We start from the raw sequence: 16046 nt of genomic DNA, 5'->3' as shown, positions 1-16046 counted from the left end.
TTTTACAAGGAGTATGGAGCTAAGAAAGTATTAAGTGTTACTCTTCTTAGGGTAGAATTTTTCTCAACCCCTTAAAAGCAAGGAACAACACTATGAAAAGGAGGAAAAGAACGGTAATGTTTTGCAGTGTGAGGGTCCAACCCAGGTTGGCTACATCAAGAAAGGGGTATGGATAAAAGTCCGATAGTTTACCCCTGCAGAGAATGTAAACTAAATAGATGCCCGGATAGGCCAATAGTTTGGGTAGATGGTTCCATTCAAAGGCCGTGCGAGTGGAGTAAAGCGCCCAGTAGAGGAATACTAGTATGGGGATTGCTGTATGGAGTAACTCATCTACTACCATTTGCAAACCTGTAGGCTCCCAAACATGGCGCAGTGCTATTTGGTACACGAGTCCCACCACAAAGATGTAGACGGTTACAAAAGTGAGTGATTCGGTGTGCGATAAAAAGCCTGGCATTTTTTTGCGGTTGAGGCTTAGTATGCCGAAGTAAAGGGCTACGAGCGTGTTGGTAAGAATAGTGAAGAAGCTGAAAAAACGGATAATCATTTCCGTAAGGCTTGTGGTGCGGTTTTCCAGCATCAAGTAGAACTGAGTAGCAACAGAAAAAAGAGCTAGTAAAGCAATTAGCGTGTGAAGTGTTTTTCTCATAGCAGGTAGCAGAAAATGGGAGTAGGCATTGGCCTGCGGCTACACTCAACACCAACTTCTAGCGCAAAACCAGATAGGCCTCAAACTTCTCCTTGGTTAAATCTACGCGTTTTCTCCTAAAAATCTTAAGCCCGTAGCCTGCTGCAACAAACGCACCGCTGGTTATGGTGGTGCCTTTGTCGAATGAAAAGTCGTTACCATCGATAATGGTATGATTAAACAGATCGAGAGCCAACAGGCCGTAACCGATGGTGGGGAGTAGGGCTTCGCCTTGCCGTAAAATCTGGGGGCGATTGGTAAAAGCGTTCTGAATGTCTATTTCCTCCAGCTGACTAATGAGAACAATGTTGTTCTCCAGCACAATGGTACTGTCTACAAAATCAGTTATCACGTCTTTGAAAAACTGATCCATTCCTTGCTGTCGATAAACAAAAGTGTCGCCCACCCGGTATTCGTATCTTCGGGTAGAGCCTTTTTTTCTTACTAACAGATATTCCTGAGCCTCTAGGGCTGAAAATGAAAAAAGCAGCAAAAGAAAGTAAATTATTTTTCTGACTTTCATCTTGCTGCTAAGTAAGGCAAAAACTTCGTTAAAGCGAGTTAAATCTTATATATCCAACCGTGTTTATCGGCTATTTCGCCAGAACGTATACCGCTTAGTTCTTTAAGTATTTTTCTGGAGAAGAAGGAATCATCTGCAGCAGGCAGATCATAAACTTCATCTTCGTAGCCTATAGTAGCAATAGGGGCTATGGTGGCGGCCGTACCCACTCCAAAAGCTTCTTTGAGGCGTCCTTCTTTAGCAGCCGCAACTACCTCAGCCACTGCCACTGGTCTTTCTTCTACTTTCACTCCCCATTCTCTTGCTATGGTAAGTACAGAGTCGCGGGTTATTCCTTTAAGTATTGTTCCTGAGGTTGGAGCAGTAATAAGCACATCATCAATCATAAACATGACATTCATGGTACCGGACTCTTCAATGTACTGATGGGTTTTTCCATCGGTCCAGATGAGTTGGTCGAAGCCCATTTTTTGAGCCAAACGAGCAGGATACAGACTGGCAGCGTAGTTGCCTCCGGCTTTAGCAAATCCTGTTCCACCTTCGAACGCTCTGGAAAATTTAGTTTCAATTTTTACTCGTACCGGTTTGGTGTAATACGATCCGACCGGGCCGGTAATGATCATAAATCTGAAATTCTCAGATGGTCTGATACCAATGTATTCGTCCATACCAAAGACAAATGGTCTTATATACAGGGCTGTGCCGGGGGCAGAAGGAACCCACGAAGCATCAATTTTGAGTAGTTCGTTAAGGGCTTCCATAAATAAGCCTTCGGGTACTGCAGGAATACACATTCGTTCTGCAGAAATGTTCAGTCGCTTGGCGTTAGCTTCCGGCCTGAATACTACTACTTCGCCATCTTTGTTGCGGTAGGCTTTCAGCCCTTCGAAAATGGTAATACCATAATGCAAGGCAGAATTGGCAGGAGAAAGCGAAATGTTTTGATAGGGGACTATCCGTAAATCTTGCCATTGGCCATCCTTATAATCGGCCAGAAACATATGGTCTGAATAGAGTCTACCAAAGGGTATATTGTTTTCATCGAGCTCATTAATTCGCGATTGAGTGGTTTTCTCTATTCTGATGGCAGACGTTTCTATCATGATTAAAGGGTTATAGGTAGTGTACAAATTTAACTAAAAACAGGCTTGGTGCAAACCGTGTTGTTTATGTAAGATTCTCTAATTCAGTAAGTTATATTTCTGTTTATCAGAATATAATATGCTGAACGACTGGTGTTTCGGTCAAATATTCCGCAATTAAATCTTTTTGCCTAATAAATTTTGGGGCAATTTATTTCTTACGGGGCTCCCACTTCACTTCTTCGGCATTCAATTCCTGAGCCATAAGCCGGCCTAGCACAAAGAGGTAGTCAGAAAGGCGGTTGAGGTACTTAATTACCAGAGGAGAAACCTTTTCCTGATCATTTAAAGCTATGCTTATGCGTTCAGCCCTTCGGCAAACACAGCGGGCGAGGTGGGCAAAGGATACCGACTGATGACCTCCGGGGAGTATAAAGCTGGTTAGCGCAGGCAGTTGCTCATCCATTCGATCCATCTCTGTTTCTAGCAGGTCTATATCGCTTTCGAACAAGTCGGGTTTAACTACTTTGTCTTTGCCGGGTTCGGTAGCCAGGTCGGCACCAAGAGTAAAAAGCCTGTCTTGAATGGTTTTGAGAATGTCTTTTCTATTTTGATTCACCGGCTGATCGCGGAGGAGGCCTATATAGCTATTTAGTTCATCGACTGTGCCATATGCCTCAATGCGTATGTGTGCCTTTGAAACACGAGCACCACCCAATAATGAGGTGGTGCCTGTATCTCCGGTTTTGGTATATATCTTCATGCAACTGTTCTGTTTCGAGGGGCTTAAGTTACAGATTTAGCCTCAAAAACAGCCGGTTGAACCTTTGTTAATGTTCTTCCTGATTGGCCATTTGTGCCTTCAGAATATTCACTTTGGTAGGGTTATGGTTTACTTCATCTTTTTCAATGAGGCCGTCTCTCAACCTTACAATTCGGTGGGAATACTGGGCAATATCGTCTTCGTGAGTTACCATAATAATGGTATTGCCTTTTTCGTGTAGCTGGGCAAACAGATCCATAATGTCGTAAGACGTTTTGGTATCAAGGTTACCGGTTGGCTCATCGGCCAAAATAATAGAAGGGTCGTTTACCAGTGCTCTGGCAATGGCTACACGTTGCCTCTGACCACCCGATAGCTCATTGGGTTTGTGATGAGCACGGGTATCGAGACCAACTCCGGCTAAAGCAGCCATGGCTTTCTCCTCTCTTTCCGCCTTGCTATATCCGGCATAAATAAGCGGAAGGGCCACATTTTCCAACGAAGTAGCTCTTGGTAAAAGGTTAAAGGTTTGAAATACGAAACCAATTTCTTTGTTTCTGATCTCTGCCAATTCGTTTTCAGTCATATCAGATACATCTTGTCCATTGAGAATGTACTGACCTCCTGAAGGGGTATCCAGGCAGCCAATCATGTTCATAAGGGTAGATTTACCGGAACCGGAAGGCCCCATAAAGGCTACGTATTCACCTTGCATGATTTCTATGCTAACCGACTTGAGTGCTCGGATGGTCTCGCTGCCCATCTGGTATATCTTGGAGATATCAGATGTCTTGATTACAGTTTTGCTCATATTCGTTGGACGTATCTAAATGCCGAAAAGTTTAATACAATACTTGTTTATTATGTAAATGGTTTAAACCCTGTGTTACCGATGTTTATTGTGTTTGGGGTATCGCCAATGGGAAAAGTGCTTGTGTATGGCTGAAAACCTATTTTTCACTTTCCCTCTAAACAAAAGAATCAAAAGATATTGGAGCACTGAAAAGACTTTCCGTGAACGGAAGAGGTACAGGATTACAGGCTCATGTCTGGCATGAGTTATAGAAGCCCTCGTCTATTGGTGTAGTGGTTCGGAAGCTTTTTACTGGTTTAAAGTGGGTGCATTTCGTTCGAGTAGCCGCTCGAACTCCTTACGAATGGTCTCAAGCTTTTCCTGACTCACCAGGGTCTCGAGCTTTTCAAAACTTGTTTCGGCAAAAGTTCTAAAACGGTTTTTTGCGCACAGGTAAATGTATACCTCGTGAAACTCAGCTGAGTTGGGATTAACCTTCAGGTTGTCTACCATAATGTTGTATAGCTTTTCTGCTTCGGCTCCTTCATTTTCCAACAACTCAAAAGTCTGAAGCGTGGAGTGAGTGTCGAAAGCGTTTTTGCCGGCCAAATGTATGAGGCTATCGATATACTCTTGGTCAGTCAACTGAGCTTTGTTGTTTACTAGTGCTTTGAGTTCTTTACTAAAATCGGCTGCCCGATCGTAGTTTTTAACTGTTTTAAGATCTTCCATAAAATCTAAAAGACCTTGTTCATTATAACCTCTTTTGCGAGCATTGTTAATACACTCAACGGTGAGGTTGGCCTGGCCCTGATCATAGGCCCAAATGGCCTTTACGTAATAAGGGAAGGCGGCTGCTCCGTAGTCGGAAGCGATCACTTCATCGATACTTAAGAAAGCTTTGGTCACTTCCCCCGCATGGTAGTAGGCAAAGCTGAGAGCGGTTTGCAAAAATGTATTGTAGGCCAGGTTTTTGGGACTGCTTTGATAGTAGGTGATGGTTTCAATGAGTTTTTGGGCATCGGGTCTTTTTTGTGCCAGAGCGGCATTATATAAGTAAAAGAGAGTTTCACGGCTCAGAAGGGTGTCGGGGTGAAGCTCATGGTCGAAGGGGAAGTATTGGTTTTGAGCGTTGGCCAGAGCCTGCCTATTTATTTTGAGGTGTAGGTCCTCAATATACTCATACTGAATGGTGGTGTCGAAATCAACTAGAGCCGCTACATCATAATTCAAGGCCGAAAGATTGGCTTCGCCCACCATGGCAGCATTTTTCCGGGTTGAGCTAAAGTACTTATAGGCCGAGTCATAGTTTTGATATTCGTAATGAGCCATGCCCAAATTGTTCCTTGCCTCAGGGCTTTGTTCAATTTCAGGTGAATACATGAGTGAACTAAGGCTGCGGTAGAGATCGCTGTTTTGAGCATAATAATTACCCAGGGCTACTCGGGCTTTGGCATTGGGCCGACCTCTCACAATAGCCGAATAGTGCTGGGGTATTTCTTCTTTCTCCAATGCTGAGGTAGCCAATTGAGCCAGCGCATAGTTGGAACGGTAGTTATAGAAGTCGAAGAAAACACTTTGACGGTAGTATTGAGTAGCCAAAAGCTTGTTGTCTATTTTTTCAGCCAGGCAGGCCAACATGGCATATTGCCCCGCTTTGGCCTGATGGTATGGCCGATATTCTAAATAAAGGAAACCGCCTACTACGAGTATTATACTGAACAACCGAACGGTTAGCATGGGAGTACGCGGACCTTGAAAGAACATGTGCCACACTTGTATGTTTTGTAGCAGTGGAGGAATAAAGTTGATTAAAGCATAGATGAAGAACGCTGCACCAAAAGCTAAATGGCCAATAATGATTACCCATTCCAGCGCGTTCTGCAGGGAATCTATGGCATTAATTTTAGCATAGGCCATAAGTCCCAGGGTAAGTGCGCAAGCCAATGGGTAAAGCCATTTTTTAAGGACAATGATATCTCCCCCTACATTAATGGTTGTGATCTTTTGATCGAAACATAAGTAACCGGAAACCATGGAGGCCAGGAGCAGGGTGAGTGGTTCAACTAAGTAAAGAGAGAACCTGATATCTTCATTTTTTTGAGCGAAAAGAAGGCCGGTGAGGCCAAGGTATATGAGTCCTACGATGCCAAAGTGCATAAGCCCATTTTTACCTTTGGGAGCCCCTTGCGTGGTGAGTTTAAATAGGCTAAACAGGTTGTCGCCTGCTATAAATACAATAAAAAGAGCTGCCCATAATAGTGGACCCGTTATACCGAATGATAACATAACAACACCGGGGTATTGCATATTGGGCAGCCAATGAATGAGTGCCAGAAAGGTACCATAGAAAAGGGTCATTGAAAGCGTTCTTGTGAGAACACTGGATTGTCTTTTAAATGCATGAAAAAAGTAACTTAGCAGCAGATAACCTCCAATTAGCCCATAGGTTAGGTATGGGTGCGCCACTCCTAGTTCTTCCAGTCTTAATTGTATAAAAGCAAAAATGAGTAATCCGGAAAAAACAAAATAGCTGAAGCGGTTGAGGTAAGTAGATGCCACAGAGCCTACAATGAGCAATATCATAAAAATGGCTAGTAGGGCATACTGAGGCCATAATAGATACTGCATTTCCCCGGTAGTGAATTTTTGCCAGCTTATAATCTGGTCGGCCACAACTCCGGAAGGTTTGCTGTTCAGTTGAAAGTATTCTAACAAGAAGGGGCGAGTTTTGAGAGTCGACTCTACTTGCCAGGGCAGCACAAGATTATCGCCAACCCACCAGGCATATCCAACCCATAGAAGGGCAAGTATAGCCAGAGTTATGCATAGTGTCTTTAGTAGGTTAAATGCGGTGGTATTCAAGGTACAATGGTTGTTTGATGAACAGTCAACGCCAAATAAGACTAATCATTTCGTTTCATAACCTGTGGAACTATAAAGAACTTGCCGTCCTGTTGCGGGGCATTTTTCAATGCTTGTTGCCTGTCAATGGTTGCTTCGGCTTTATCCGCTCTGAGCACATTAACTTCCCCGGTCATATGGGTGAGCGGCTCAACGCCCTCCGTGTTTACCTCGCGAAGCTTTTCTACCCAGTTCAATATTTCTCCCATGTCTTTTAACAGTTGGTCTTCTTCTTCAGGCTTAATGTTCAGCCGGGCAAGATGAGCCACTTTCTGTAGGGTTTCCTTATCTACTTTCATAACTGTTGAGCGTATCTTCTATGACTTTCCGGACTTCTTTTTTTAGCTTTTCCACGGCTTCATCGCCAGTGCCTTCAGGCCAAATGGGTTCGTGTACAACCATTTCGATACGGCCTGGGTGCATGGTTAGAGGCGACTTGTCTGGCAAAAGTAGATGATTATAGGGAATGCTGACGGGAACAATGGGGATTTGTTCGTTCACTGCAATACGAAAGCTACCTTCTTTAAAAGTAACAGTGTGTGGAGGGTTTTTGGTGAGTATGCCACCTTCAGGAAAAAAAACCACACTAAACCCTCTTCTTATTTCTTCCTGAGCTTTTAGCCAGCTTTTGTGTCTGCTTTTTAGGCTGGCTCTATCTACTAAAATATGAAGCCTGCTATACATGAAGCCCCAAACCGGCACTTTTTTTAGCGAGGCCTTGCCAATGAATTTAAATTTATGGTTGATGAGTCCTAAGCTTGGAATATCGAGGAAAGAGGTGTGGTTGGCACAGAAGATGTACCGCTGCGATGCTTTCGGTTTCGCTCTATATATAACCCGTGTACGATTGAGAAATAGAAAAAAGAAGAATAACCGAGCCCACACATGATTGATAAAAGGTGCTATGCCTTCAAGCGGGCGAATAAAAATAGCCAAAAGAAAAAATGGTAGAAGCACCAAAAAAATAAGCGCAAATACCAAAAGGCCATAGAAAGAATATAACCTAAGGAGTACTCTTCTCATAAAGTGGCGAAGATAGGGAAAATGATTTTGGATTGGTTTTCATTCAGAACTTAAAGGGGAGCTTCTGTGTAATAATGTACTCTTACAAGAAACTAAGTGATGAAGAATTTCATGCGCTTTTGAACACTATATTAGCCCCAGGGACTACCGCTTTGGCCAGCAGGGGCAGTTTGCTGAGAAAGACATTGAAACAGGTTGGAATGCTTTTGAAGCCAGAATGTGGGATTCGAAAATTGGAAGATGGAATTCAATTGATCCGAGAAGACAATTTTGGTCACCATATCTTGGTATGGGTAATAGCCCAGTTGGGAATATTGATCCGGATGGTAGGTTTAAGACTCGATTTGGAGCATGGTTGTATAAATTAATAAATGGAGGTGATGAGATTGAGTTTGGTGAAGATAAAGGAGAATGGTTCGTTGGATCTAAGGTGGATCTCGAAGGTGCCCATTCTGGTTATGAAAGAATATTTAAATACTCTACTCAGATAGAGCTCATTTATGATATAAGTGCAAAAGGAAATGTAGGTATTCAAACTGGACTTGATTTAGGCGTTTATGGTGCATCATTTAATCTATTCTCAGTGGATCTTTTTGAATTCGCTGCAAAAGGTGGAGTTGATATTCTTAACAATGAAAGCTGGATCAAGACGGATAGATATGTTTTATCTAGATATGACGAATCCGCGAGATTTACACAGGGCATTAGTCTAGAGATACCAACAATTGTTAATGGGTTACCTATTGATCTTAAAGCAGGAACAAAGGGTACAATCTCCAATCGAAGAAATCTTCAATTCGAAGAGTATCATTACGGATTTGGTACTGCTTTTTTTGAATCAGTGCAAACTCACAATCTTACTAATGATAGAGTAAGTACATTTGTTGGAACTCAAGAGGACGCTGGATTCAAGATTCTTGGTTTTGGAATTAAATTTAATTACCGCCTTGGAGTAAAGATTACAACTGATCGATAATGGAGATATTAATATTCCCTTCTATTATTTTTATAATTCTATTAAAAGCAAAAATTCATTGGATGTATTTAAGTTTAAATTATAATGACTTACATCGAATAAGATTTGGTGCTTATCTCAATTATCTCTTATCTGGGGGGACAAAGAATGTAATTAAAACAGATGATGGCTCCAAGGTAGAGATAGGAAACCTGTATGTCATTTTTATTCCCTATATATTTAAAATCTATAAGTCAGATAAGCCCCTGATTGTTGTTATGAAACTCGTAATATCTCTAATGAGCTTATTATGTATAGCCATTGTAATCTATATCCTGTCGTCAACTTGATATATGAAAATTAAAACCGATCCTTATTTTCCAGAGCTTGGTCATATGCTTTAAATACAATTTTTATAGTATACATATCAAGGGTGTTGATATTTAGAGCTATCTAATGTCATAATTGCCTCTAATCTGTAATACAAATACTGCTTCCCACTGGTAACAAGATACCGTGAGCACCGATTTTCATACTTTCTCTTAGTGTTTCCAGGTATTAGATTTTTTCTTTGTCCAAGATTATGCCTCAATTAGAGGAAAGTTGGTGCAACAAGCACCAATCAGTTCATTGTTTATCATTTAGAGTGGCAATGATTGCATCCTTTTCTAATTTTTTAATGACTTTTTCTGCCAGTTTTAAGATGGCTTGTTCATCTGAAGTGCCTCTATAGTCACGCGTAGTTGCGCCATTGGCTGTCCAGATAACAAAGCTTGTTTGCCTATCTACAAATTGAAGCTCAAAATAAGTGTACTCTTTAAATGAGTAGGTGGCTGGAGTGAACGTGTTTATGCTGTTCAATGAGGGCGGTGTAATCATAAGTGAGGCAAGCCCCGCATCTATTTGAGATACTCTCAGAATATAGTCGGCATCAGTATTAAATATTACCTTTTCATTTAGCTTTTGAATTGTCTCAGATTCCGGTTTATTGAGAATAATTTGAGAGACAGTTAAGTCTCTTTGCTCAAAACCTTTCTTAAGTTCCTTTGCAAATACAGATTCAAGCATGTATTTAAATTTTGGAAGAGCTTCAATAGAAATGTGAACCTTTTTCTCAGAAATAGGTCCTTGATAACCTTCTACTACACTGGTTCTAAGTCGGCTGCTTACACAAGCACTTGCCATGAACATAGAAACTAAAACAAGTAGGTATTGTGTCTTTTTCATTGTTTTATCGGAATTGGTTAAAGATAGGTCTCAATAGGACTGTTCTTTTTGTATGGGATTTAACTTACCGTTAAATAATACAGACAAAACAAAAAATTGAAACTTTCTTTTAAAAAAGAATTTCTCAACTGCTTAAGATTTAGGATATTCAGACTTCATGAGCTATAGCACACACCCTTTTATAATACTTATTGGCAAGACGTTTTATCTATGCTTCGTATTGAGCTTTCTTTTATTAGCTTTTAAAGCTCAGGGGCAGAAATCAGAAAGACCATTAATCTCCAAAAAAGGAAGTCAGAAGGCTGGATAAGCAACTAAGGAAATTCAATAAGCTTATTTTAAAATAACTGGAACAACTCAAGGGAGAAATCCCGTATCAGACTCCGTTCAGGTGAAAAAATAAGCGCAAATACCAAAAGGCCATAGAAAGAATATAACCTAAGGAGTAATCTTCTCATAAAGTGGCGAAGATAGGGAAAATGATTTTGGATTGGTTTTCATTTGTTTATCATATGCAAAGCCGCCTGATATACATAGTCCCAAAATGCATCTTTGTCTTTTTCTGCAAAAGTGGCTTTTTCAAGAGCGGCATGCATGTGTTTGAGCCAATGGGTGGCTTCTTCTTTACCAATTTGCCATTGAAAGTGTCTACGCCTGAGCATGGGATGGCCGCGTTCATCGGTATAGGTTTGTCTTCCACCTAAAGCCTGTATAAGGAATAGCTTGAGTCGGTTTTTGGCAGGGAGTAAGTCTTCGGGATACATCGGGCGGATCAGTTCATCCTTTTCAATTCCATTGTAGAAATCATCTACCAACCGGAGTATGTTTTCTTCGCCTATGCGTTCGTAAAGGGTTTGTTGTTCGGGCATATTGTTCGGGAGATTCCTGACATTTTTCTTCCTCCTCAAAAATGGGAAGAAAAATTCTGGAATAACGTTGAGAGTTAGGCAGTTCTTAAAGCTTGGTCGAAGTCTTTCACTAAATCATCAATATTTTCAATGCCAACAGAAACTCTGATTAATGAAGGAGTGATGCCATTTTTCAAGCGGTCGGCTTCATCCATGTTGGAGCTACTCATAGTGTACGGGTGAGAAACCAACGTTTCCGTACTGCCCAACGAAATAGCCAGGTGAGCCAATTCCAACGCGTTGAGAAACCTATAGGCTTCCGCTTCTCCACCATGTACTTCAAAGGCAATCATAGCACCACCGGAGTTGTTTTGTCTTTTGAAGAGCGCATATTGTGGATCGCTCTCAGGCATAAGTCCCAGGTAGTATGTAGCCTTTACTTTGGGGTGAGCTGCAAGGTATTCGGCCAATTTATGAGCATTACTCGCCTGTTTTTCCATTCTCAGGCCAATGGTTTCCATGCTTCTGGAGAGTAACCATGAGGTAAACGGTGAGGCGGTATTTCCCAGAATGGCTCTTTTCTGTTTCACCAGCTTCATTAGCTTTTCACTACCACTGGCTGCTCCTGCTATAATATCGCTATGGCCTCCGATGTATTTGGTAGCCGAGTAAAGGTTAATGTCTGCACCATGCGCAAGTGGTTGCTGAAACAGGGGACCCATGTAAGTGTTGTCTACTGCAATTACAGCATTAGGGGCCAGTCTATCCCGAAGCTTTCGCACCATTTCAATATCTACCAGAGTGAGTGTAGGGTTAGCAGGGGTTTCAAGGTAAATCATCTTTAGTTTATCCCTTTTGGGGTGGTTGGCAAGTAGTTGCTCAACTTCTTTTTGGGTGGCGCCTCGCTCCATTTCAGCCCACTCAATACCCATCTGCACCGCATGTTTTTTTATAAAGGTATCCGTTCCACCATAGAGGGGAGAAGACATCACAATTAAATCACCGGCCTGGCAAAAGCTAAGAATAGTAGTGGAAATGGCTGCCATACCACTTTCAAAAAAGGCAGCATCTTCTGCTCCATCCAGTTGAGCCAACCGATACTCGGCAGTTATGGCATTAGGGTGATTGAGGCGAGTATAAATAAGACTCGCATTTCGTTCTTCCAGAGGGATGTCTCCGGAAGCATTCATAAAGAATGCTTTGCCTTCTTCCGCGGTGTTGAACTTAAAGGTGGATGTCTGATAGATGGGGGGCTTTATGGAATTATAGGCCGAAGAAGGGTCGTGCCCTCCTGAAATAGCCCTACTCTCTGCAGAATATTTTTCGTGTTTCATTTTTTCTTAGTTCTTACCTGCAACGATGTGCCTTGCTGGCTAACCACCTCAATGGGTTGTCCGGCTTCAATATACTCTCCACGGGTGTATGCATCGTACAACTCATCGTTTATTTCTACTCGGCCACTTGGCCTTAGAATAGTAGCTGCTACTCCCTCTTTACCCACCAGGTCTTCATTATAAAAAGTGGAGGTATATCCCTCATCCTTGCGCTGAGTGGTGGTAAGTGCTATTCGCTGAAACATACTGGTTTGGGTGAATCGATAGCCCATTATAATGAGTAGAACGACTGAGCCAAACACACCTAAGCCAACGGTGGCAGCAGCTTTGGTTATTTCTTTGGTGGGTACATAATCGAAGTTAAAGTTATCGTTGCCCAACATCATGAAAATAAGCGACCCTACCGTACAAATTATGCCGGCAATGCCGGCTACTCCAAAGCCTGGAATGACAAAGACCTCCAGAGCAATGAGGGCCAGTCCTACAAAAAACACAGCTATTTCCCAGTTGGCCGCGAGACCATTGAGGTAATATGGCACAAGGTACAGAACGAGTGCAACTCCCGCAGCAGCAAGAGGAAAGCCTACTCCAGGGGTTTGTAATTCAAAGAATATTCCTCCGGTAATTACAAGAATAAGTAAACCGCTTACCACTGGATTGAGAAAGAAGGCAATGATTCTTTCAGTTCGGGGAAGTGTATATCGAATCAGTTGATAGTCTACAATTTCGTTCTTCTCTAAAATATCCTGGATACTCGCTACCTCGGCTTCGCAATAGCCGTGTTTTAGGGCCTCAGAAGTAGTAAAGGTGATTACTTTCCCTTCTTCAGTTATACCCTCTATCACCACCCGGTCGTCTACCATGCCCTCGGCAATGAGCGGATCGCGCCCATTTTTTTCAGCTGTTGATCGCATTATTCCCCGCATATACGACTGGTATTTATCGGGTGCGGCCATGCCATCGGTGCCATTAACTACCGTAGCAGCTCCAATATTTGCACCGGGAACCATGTATATGCTATCGCAAGCAATAGAAATAAGTGCTCCGGCACTAGCTGCATCGTTATTTATAAATACCCAAACCGGTTTTTCATAATCTAAAATTCTTGTGCGAATGTCGTTCGCATCAATAACCGCTCCGCCATAGGTGTCCATTTCAATAATAATGAGGTCGGCCTCCTGTTCAGTGGCCTGAGTAAGGGCAAGGTCTACATAACGGTTCATGCGTGGGTCAATATCTCCCTTAACCTCCATAAGGAATACCTTTATAGTTCCTTCCTGGTACTTAGCCTGTTCACTCGCCCAGCCGGTAAAAAACAGTAATACGACACTTAAGCCTATTATTGATCGGGTAATGTATCTGATGCCTTTGTTCCCCACTTTATTCACTTATTTTTGTTCAAATTACAAAGAAAGCCAGTGTCTTCGGTGCTAAACCTTAAATTTTCACAACCGTTTGAATCGCCCGTTTGGGAGGTGAAATGTCATGATGATAAGCTACTGATTAATACACGCAACCCTGAGAATTTTCATTCTGCTTTTGCCTTGGTAGATCTTAAAAAAAAGGAGCTGCTGTGGCAAGGCCTGGAGTTTGAAGATCCTTGGTGGGTTAGTGCTTACCATCTATACAACAATGTGGTTGTTTTTCAAAAGTTTGAAGATACCCAAAACATTGAATCTCGATCGGTGTTTGGGTTTGACCTCCAAAAGCAGGAGGTAGTTTGGAGTTTGGAAAATGTGAAATTGTTAGGCGCGCAAAATCGCTTACTGTATTTGACAATGCCGGAAGCTGAAGAGAAGTTGAGCTTTGATGTGCTTAAAGGTGACTGGACAGAGGCACAGAAGGTTGATAGAGAAGTGCCGCTGGAACAATATCCTGTTCATTATGAGGTCGATAATCCTCACTTTGAAACATTGGCCAGGTTTTTGGATTTGAAGGCCGGGCTAGAATTAAAAGGCAGTTGCGACTATCTGGAAGCGAATGGAACGATTTTTATAGCCGCCAATCATGTGATGGATGAATTAAAAGCGTTAACTCTGTGTGTCTTCGATGAGAGCGGCAACCTTTTGCTTCGAGAATCGCTAGATAGTGGAGTGAAAGGGCTGGTCTCCGGGGCTTTTTTTATAGTTCAAGACGCACTTATATTTGTTACCGGAAAGAACGAGTTGAAGATTTACAGCATTGATGAGAAAAATTAGTTACACGATTGTATTTGGTATAGTATGCATGGGTGCCTTATTTGCGCAGACCGATTCCTTAGGTATTGAGCGTCAGGGCGATAAGGTGTTTGTAATTCATAAAGTACAGGCTCAGCAAACCTTGTATAGTCTTTCGCGCAGGTACAAAACAACCGTGTCCGAAATTAATAAGGCAAATCCTGTTTTGGCCAACGGCCTGCAAATAGGGCAAACCCTCAAGATTCCCTATGGAGGAGAAGTAATATCGCCCGATGCGGAGGTGACCAAACAGACCAAAGAGGTTACTCATACGGTTAAAGCCGGAGAAACGCTTTTTGCCATTGCCAGAAAGTATGAGGTGCAGGTTTCAGATATTAAAAACTGGAATAAACTTCCCTCTAATGCAATAGACTTGGGTCAAAAGCTCATTATTAAGAAAGATGTGCTGGTGCCTGTTGAAAAAGACATACCGATGGTAGAAACCACTTCTCAGGCCGAAACCAAACATATCAATACGCCCGATTCAGTGAAAACCTCTGAGGTTCCGTTCAACAGTACAGCCTCACTACCAACCACCAAAGTGCAACCAAAAGAAGAGCAGCCTGAGGAGGTAAATTATCCGGGTACACCCTTTCAGCAATTCCAGAAGGAAGGATTGGCGGAGGTTATTGATGAAAGCGAACCGTCTAATAAGTTTTTTGCCCTGCACCGAACCGCAAGAAAAGGCACGGTAATAAAAGTGAAAAACCTGATGAACGATCTTACGGTGTACGTTCGTGTAATCGGAACCATTCCTGAAACCTCAGAGAATGAAGACATCATCATTAAGCTTAACCAAAGGGCCTATGATCACCTGAAAGCGGTTGATAAGCGCTTTAGGGTGCAGATTACTTACGTACAGTAGATGCATACGGAAGCTTCGGCTCTCAGAGATTTCCTCGATGCCAAGGTTGAAGAATACAACCAGCCTGGATTTATTGAAAATGACCCGATAGTAATACCACACGCCTATAGTTCGCTACAGGATATTGAAATTGCTGGTTTTTGGGCATCTATATTGGCCTGGGGGCAGCGTGTTACTATTATAAATAAGTGCAAAGAGCTGTTTGCTCTTATGGATAATACACCGTACCAGTTTGTGCTCCATCATTCTGAAGCAGACCTGAAAACATTGCTTCGGTTTAAACACCGCACCTTCAATACTACAGATACGCTCTATTTTGTGGCCTTTTTTAAACATTACTATCAACATCATAATAGTTTGGAAGATGCTTTCCTAATGGGGTTACAAGAGAATGATGCTGATGTAGGAAACGCCCTGACTCATTTTCACGATTTGTTTTTCAGTTTACCGGATGCTCCGCAACGTACCCGAAAACACATTGCTACACCGGCTAGAAAATCGGCTTGTAAACGGATAAATATGTTTCTCAGGTGGATGGTGAGAAGAGATAATAAGGGAGTAGACTTTGGCCTCTGGAGGCGCATAAACCCATCTCAGTTGGTTTGCCCCTGCGATTTACATGTGGAACGAGTGGCCCGAAAGTTAGGTCTAATTACCCGAAAGCCAACAGACTGGCGAATGGCTCTTGAACTCACTAGCAACCTTAAGACATTCGATGCACAAGACCCTGTGAAGTATGACTTTGCACTGTTTGGCCTGGGAATAGAAGAAAAGTTTTAGTGTGGATAGGGTTAACCACAACAAAGGCTATTGGCCCGGACT

Annotated in this window: 16 protein-coding genes; 4 read left to right on the top strand and 12 right to left on the bottom strand. The window is 42.3% G+C overall.

The features are described from left to right. Positions 1–46: 46 nt before the first annotated feature. From B3O12_RS06740 to B3O12_RS06705, 8 genes are all read right to left on the bottom strand, one after another. Entirely contained in the window at positions 47–652 is a 606-nt protein-coding gene (locus B3O12_RS06740) for a Pr6Pr family membrane protein (protein WP_286755742.1), read from the bottom strand. A 58-nt stretch (positions 653–710) separates the two neighbouring features. Then, entirely contained in the window at positions 711–1214 is a 504-nt protein-coding gene (locus B3O12_RS06735) for a hypothetical protein (RefSeq protein ID WP_189630349.1), read from the bottom strand. A gap of 38 nt (positions 1215–1252) precedes the next feature. Then, positions 1253–2317 carry a branched-chain amino acid aminotransferase gene (locus B3O12_RS06730; RefSeq protein WP_286755741.1) on the bottom strand — a complete coding sequence of 355 codons (1065 nt, stop codon included), beginning with the start codon at positions 2315–2317 and terminating at the stop codon, positions 1253–1255. A 190-nt stretch (positions 2318–2507) separates the two neighbouring features. Continuing rightward, positions 2508–3059 carry a cob(I)yrinic acid a,c-diamide adenosyltransferase gene (locus B3O12_RS06725; protein ID WP_286755739.1) on the bottom strand — a complete coding sequence of 184 codons (552 nt, stop codon included), beginning with the start codon at positions 3057–3059 and terminating at the stop codon, positions 2508–2510. A 67-nt stretch (positions 3060–3126) separates the two neighbouring features. Beyond that, the gene (locus B3O12_RS06720) at positions 3127–3870 is read right to left on the bottom strand and encodes an ABC transporter ATP-binding protein (RefSeq protein WP_189630352.1); all 744 of its coding nucleotides are present in this window, start codon (positions 3868–3870) and stop codon (positions 3127–3129) included. 291 nt (positions 3871–4161) lie between these two features. Next, a complete protein-coding gene (locus tag B3O12_RS06715) occupies positions 4162–6717 on the bottom strand; it encodes a hypothetical protein (RefSeq protein ID WP_286755738.1) in 2556 nt (851 codons plus the stop codon). 41 nt (positions 6718–6758) lie between these two features. Then, positions 6759–7055, bottom strand: a complete 297-nt coding sequence (gene gatC / locus B3O12_RS06710; protein ID WP_286742984.1) for an Asp-tRNA(Asn)/Glu-tRNA(Gln) amidotransferase subunit GatC — start codon at positions 7053–7055, stop codon at positions 6759–6761. Then, positions 7042–7779, bottom strand: coding sequence for a lysophospholipid acyltransferase family protein (locus tag B3O12_RS06705; RefSeq protein ID WP_286755737.1), 738 nt, complete (start codon positions 7777–7779; stop codon positions 7042–7044). The genes gatC and B3O12_RS06705 overlap by 14 nt, the downstream gene beginning before the upstream one ends. Positions 7780–7885: 106 nt before the next feature. On the opposite strand from B3O12_RS06705, the gene B3O12_RS06700 reads away from it, so the two are divergent. Beyond that, positions 7886–8755, top strand: a complete 870-nt coding sequence (locus B3O12_RS06700) for an RHS repeat-associated core domain-containing protein (RefSeq protein WP_348655440.1) — start codon at positions 7886–7888, stop codon at positions 8753–8755. Positions 8756–9361: 606 nt separating this feature from the next. On the opposite strand, the gene B3O12_RS06695 is transcribed toward B3O12_RS06700, so the two are convergent. From B3O12_RS06695 to B3O12_RS06680, 4 genes are all read right to left on the bottom strand, one after another. Further along, the gene (locus B3O12_RS06695; protein WP_286755736.1) at positions 9362–9961 is read right to left on the bottom strand and encodes a hypothetical protein; all 600 of its coding nucleotides are present in this window, start codon (positions 9959–9961) and stop codon (positions 9362–9364) included. Between the two features lie 497 nt (positions 9962–10458). Further along, positions 10459–10830 carry a cyanoglobin gene (locus tag B3O12_RS06690; protein WP_189630356.1) on the bottom strand — a complete coding sequence of 124 codons (372 nt, stop codon included), beginning with the start codon at positions 10828–10830 and terminating at the stop codon, positions 10459–10461. A 74-nt stretch (positions 10831–10904) separates the two neighbouring features. Then, complete coding sequence (locus tag B3O12_RS06685) at positions 10905–12143, bottom strand: trans-sulfuration enzyme family protein (RefSeq protein WP_286755735.1); 1239 nt, start codon at positions 12141–12143, stop codon at positions 10905–10907. Further along, positions 12140–13522 carry an NfeD family protein gene (locus B3O12_RS06680; protein ID WP_414706577.1) on the bottom strand — a complete coding sequence of 461 codons (1383 nt, stop codon included), beginning with the start codon at positions 13520–13522 and terminating at the stop codon, positions 12140–12142. The genes B3O12_RS06685 and B3O12_RS06680 overlap by 4 nt, the downstream gene beginning before the upstream one ends. Positions 13523–13561: 39 nt before the next feature. Here B3O12_RS06680 and B3O12_RS06675 point away from each other — a divergent pair, with 39 nt between their 5' ends. Genes B3O12_RS06675 through B3O12_RS06665 form a run of 3 tightly spaced genes read left to right on the top strand, consistent with a single transcriptional unit; the run spans position 13562 to position 16004 of the window. After that, positions 13562–14341 (top strand): DUF4905 domain-containing protein, encoded by a 780-nt coding sequence (locus B3O12_RS06675; RefSeq protein WP_286755733.1) that lies wholly within the window; start codon positions 13562–13564, stop codon positions 14339–14341. Next, entirely contained in the window at positions 14328–15224 is an 897-nt protein-coding gene (locus tag B3O12_RS06670) for a LysM peptidoglycan-binding domain-containing protein (RefSeq protein WP_286755732.1), read from the top strand. Before B3O12_RS06675 ends, B3O12_RS06670 begins: the two co-directional genes overlap by 14 nt. Then, entirely contained in the window at positions 15225–16004 is a 780-nt protein-coding gene (locus tag B3O12_RS06665; RefSeq protein WP_286755731.1) for a TIGR02757 family protein, read from the top strand. The last annotated feature ends 42 nt before the right edge of the window (positions 16005–16046 follow it).

Origin of the sequence: Roseivirga sp. UBA838, from assembly GCF_002296035.1 — a bacterium.
Lineage (GTDB): Bacteria > Bacteroidota > Bacteroidia > Cytophagales > Cyclobacteriaceae > Roseivirga > Roseivirga thermotolerans.
Note: the sequence above shows the minus strand (reverse complement) of the source record. Positions and strands in the feature narration are given on the sequence as shown.